The 3310-nt window shown below is 39.1% G+C and carries 6 protein-coding genes; 2 read left to right on the top strand and 4 right to left on the bottom strand.

The window, feature by feature from the left end; translation table 11 throughout:
• Positions 1 to 148: 148 nt before the first annotated feature.
• From WAX46_RS15435 to WAX46_RS15445, 3 genes are all read right to left on the bottom strand, one after another.
• A complete protein-coding gene (locus tag WAX46_RS15435) occupies positions 149 to 817 on the bottom strand; it encodes a glycosyltransferase family protein (RefSeq protein ID WP_226567344.1) in 669 nt (222 codons plus the stop codon).
• Positions 810 to 1499, bottom strand: a complete 690-nt coding sequence (locus WAX46_RS15440; RefSeq protein ID WP_336494302.1) for a class I SAM-dependent methyltransferase — start codon at positions 1497 to 1499, stop codon at positions 810 to 812. The genes WAX46_RS15435 and WAX46_RS15440 overlap by 8 nt, the downstream gene beginning before the upstream one ends.
• Before the next feature lie 301 nt (positions 1500 to 1800).
• The gene (locus WAX46_RS15445) at positions 1801 to 1941 is read right to left on the bottom strand and encodes an anti-repressor SinI family protein (RefSeq protein ID WP_226567346.1); all 141 of its coding nucleotides are present in this window, start codon (positions 1939 to 1941) and stop codon (positions 1801 to 1803) included.
• Between the two features lie 463 nt (positions 1942 to 2404).
• Here WAX46_RS15445 and WAX46_RS15450 point away from each other — a divergent pair, with 463 nt between their 5' ends.
• Together WAX46_RS15450 and WAX46_RS15455 are read left to right on the top strand one after the other, a co-directional pair.
• A complete protein-coding gene (locus WAX46_RS15450; RefSeq protein ID WP_336494303.1) occupies positions 2405 to 2788 on the top strand; it encodes a GtrA family protein in 384 nt (127 codons plus the stop codon).
• 113 nt (positions 2789 to 2901) lie between these two features.
• A complete protein-coding gene (locus tag WAX46_RS15455) occupies positions 2902 to 3072 on the top strand; it encodes a hypothetical protein (RefSeq protein ID WP_226567347.1) in 171 nt (56 codons plus the stop codon).
• A gap of 52 nt (positions 3073 to 3124) precedes the next feature.
• Here WAX46_RS15455 and WAX46_RS15460 read toward each other — a convergent pair.
• The coding region (locus WAX46_RS15460; protein ID WP_336493384.1) for an IS3 family transposase at positions 3125 to 3310 on the bottom strand (186 nt) is incomplete at its 5' end.

Below are 3310 nucleotides of genomic sequence, written 5' to 3' on the forward strand. Positions count from 1 at the left end.
CTCAAGAAAGCTAGCAAACTGGACATGGAAAGGACCATGTCCAGCGTAAGACAACTGATAAATTTTATCAAAATAAGTGAAAACCCCACTTTTACTTGAAGTAAAGGTGGGGTTTGTCTACGGTCTGTGCACCCGAAAAGGGTGCTTTCTACCTATAATTAGCAAGAAATGTTTGTCTTGCTTTTTCATATGCTTCAGCGTCAAAATGATCCCCGCATTTGTGTATACACCAAGGCTCTTCTTGCCTGGCGATCCCTACCTCATATCCTTGCTGAGCGAACTCAAAAGACTGCGACACATCATAAAAATGAAAGCCGTCTAAGATGTCCTCGCGCCACCTGATATCGTATTGCGTCGCCATAAAAAGGCCGTCAATAGCCGAAGCTTTAATGTAATCTTGTGCCTCCGTTTGTTGATGACCTGATTCAAACGAAAGCAACTGATAGGTGTTGTGACGATATTCAATCACTTTCCCTCTGCAATCACGGCTTTCCCACCATATCCCATTGTCAGGCACACTTTTTGCACCTATCACCCCAAGCAAGCCAAGTGACGGATTTTGCAAAAAAAGTGGGATGAGCTCGAGGAGCATATGTTGTTTGACGATCAGTGTATCTTGATGAAGGTAAATTTTAAACTGTGCAGGATGAGTGAAGGCTTCATTGTATCCAGAGGCCATACTTGATGCATGTCTAATGGGAAAGACCTCCACATGATAACCATGCGGAGCAGGAAGTGAAGCGAGCTGCCGAAAACAAGCTTGAAACATTGACTCATCAGTCACACATAACACAAATAAGATGGTTGGGTTACTCATTGAACTGAACCGCCTCAACCACGTATTGATAGGCTGTAGCTGCCTCGTTAAAATCGAAACGGATGCCATGCTTCACAAGTAGCTCGTGTAAGTCATTCATCACATTTACATACGAAGGATGCTGTACACGAATGGTCTCAAGTTCACGAATGCGAAAACCTGCTGAATGAAAGAGTGCATGAATTTCGTGAAGGGTAAAGAAACGTAGATGTGTTTGATCCATTAACCCCGCATCTGTATAAGAAAACCTTCCAGCTAATAATTCTAAAACCGTTGAAATATGGCCAATATTCGGAATGGATGACAGGATCACTCCCTCCTTTTTAAGAAAGGGTTTGACCTTTTTTAAAACGGCCCACGGGTCTAATAAATGTTCGAGTACATCTCCGAAAATAATACAGTCAAATTGTTCATGTTGATAAGGAAGAGCCATCTGTTCAATATTGCCGCATAAAACATGATCTAGCGCTTGTTCAGCCTGCTTTGCTGCATCCTCAAAAGATTCAATCCCGTATATGGTCCGGTTTTGTTGTTTTAGGACTTTTCCAAGCTGACCTGTGCCGCATCCGATATCCAAAATAGACGTCCATTCCTCCTGAATACGGTTGACGATGACAGGATTTACACCGTGATAATACTGATCCTTTTTTTGGTGATAATAGGAAAGGGAATCTGAACTCACGCTCTAACCACCTTTCTTCTTTTTCACTGCTTTCATACTTAATATATGGGTAGGGAGCTTGGTTTTATAACGAGAGGTAGATAAATTTCATGAATGGTGGCAAAAAGGGGTCATATAAAGAACGGGAAACGGACTGTCCTCCTAAGATAGAAAGACAGAACCCCATTGAGTAGAAGGGATTGGCATAGAGAGGTGTTCAATTATTGTAGCGTATCGTCATGAAAGGATTTTCAAAAGGTCAATTGACAGGTCAGAACTTGTAGCCAAAGCAGTCTGAAAGACAAAGGATCACGGCGTTGATTTACGGTTTGTTTATCATCTTCTGATCACCGTTGGATGTTAAAAAAGCTTGTATTTCTTCGATGCCTAGTCCAATTTTTTTCGCTTCCTGAATCAAATAAACCCACTCTTCGTCAACTCTTCTTTTCATTTGTGTATCCATAATAGCCTCCAGTTCAATAAGACATATTCATCTGTAACCAATGACTCGAACAAACCGTCTAGTAACTGTACGTGTGTGTGAAAGAAGCACAAAAATAGATTTTTGTCGAAAAATGATGACATTTAACCCATTTTTTAAAATCTATCACCTACCACGTCCCTAAAAAAATGACTAAAAAACCCATAAATATTGATTTCTTACTTCTAATAATAAACAATTATAAAGTCAGTTAAAAGATTATAAATTAAATTAAAGTAATGATAAAGATCTAAATCATTTGACTCATAAAAATCGATTAGGTTGACATCTGCCATCGATTAGAACAAATTTCATTTTTGTAGGACGTACATATTGTCCGTTTGGGAAGTTCTTCTCGAGATGGTATTCTAAAAGAAACAGAAACCACCAAGAAGGAATGAAGAAAGACATGTATAGCGTTTTTCAAAAATATCAAGAAGTTGTTATGTATCTTGTGATGGGTGTGTGTACAACCATTGTCAACATAGTCAGCTTCTACTTATTCATTGAGATGTTTTCCATGGATTATAAAACAGCAACGGTTGTTTCATGGGTATTTGCTGTTCTCTTTGCTTATATCACCAATAAGAAGTATGTCTTCAAGCAAAAGGCTCGTGACACAAAAAGCCTCATGCGTGAGCTTTCTTCATTTTTTAGTGTGCGTCTCATGTCTCTAGGTGTAGATCTGGGGCTGATGATTTTATTTGTGAGCCAAATGGCCTTCAATGAAACTGTCGCAAAAATCCTTGTCAACTTTGTGATTGTGGTGGTCAATTATGTCGCCAGTAAATGGTTCGTCTTCAAGAAAACAAAGGAAGATGCGATTTAACACATGAAAAAAGATAGGTAATGTGAAATGAGCAGCAGGCCAGACGAATGATATGATGCCATATATCAACAAACAGAAAATCAGCATGAACAAGTGCTGGCTAAGTCAAAGAAATGATCACACAACCAGAAACGTTTTCGGAACAAGAACAGGAAAACATCAACCGTATGGACATTGCGCTTCAAACGGTACCGGACATTTTAGAAAACTTAATGACTCCTGACACGCAAATGACCATTGTTTTAAGACAAAGGAGAAGTCGTGTTGATCTGACGAAAGCGTAAAAAAAGCAGCCATTAAATTGAAGTGACCCCCTTAAGTTAGACACGGTATTTATTAGACAGCTTTCGAGGCATGAGTTCGATATTGTATCGGACTCATGCCTTTTAGTTTCGTCTTTATACGTGTGTGATTGTAGTAATCAATATATTGTTCAAGTTCTTGCTTGAAGTGTTCGATGTCCTCAAATTCTTTTAGGTATAGAAATTCAGACTTTAAGATACCGAAGAAGTTCTCGATAAC

The organism is Bacillus sp. FJAT-53060 (assembly GCF_037104745.1).
GTDB lineage: Bacteria > Bacillota > Bacilli > Bacillales > Bacillaceae > Bacillus > Bacillus stratosphericus_B.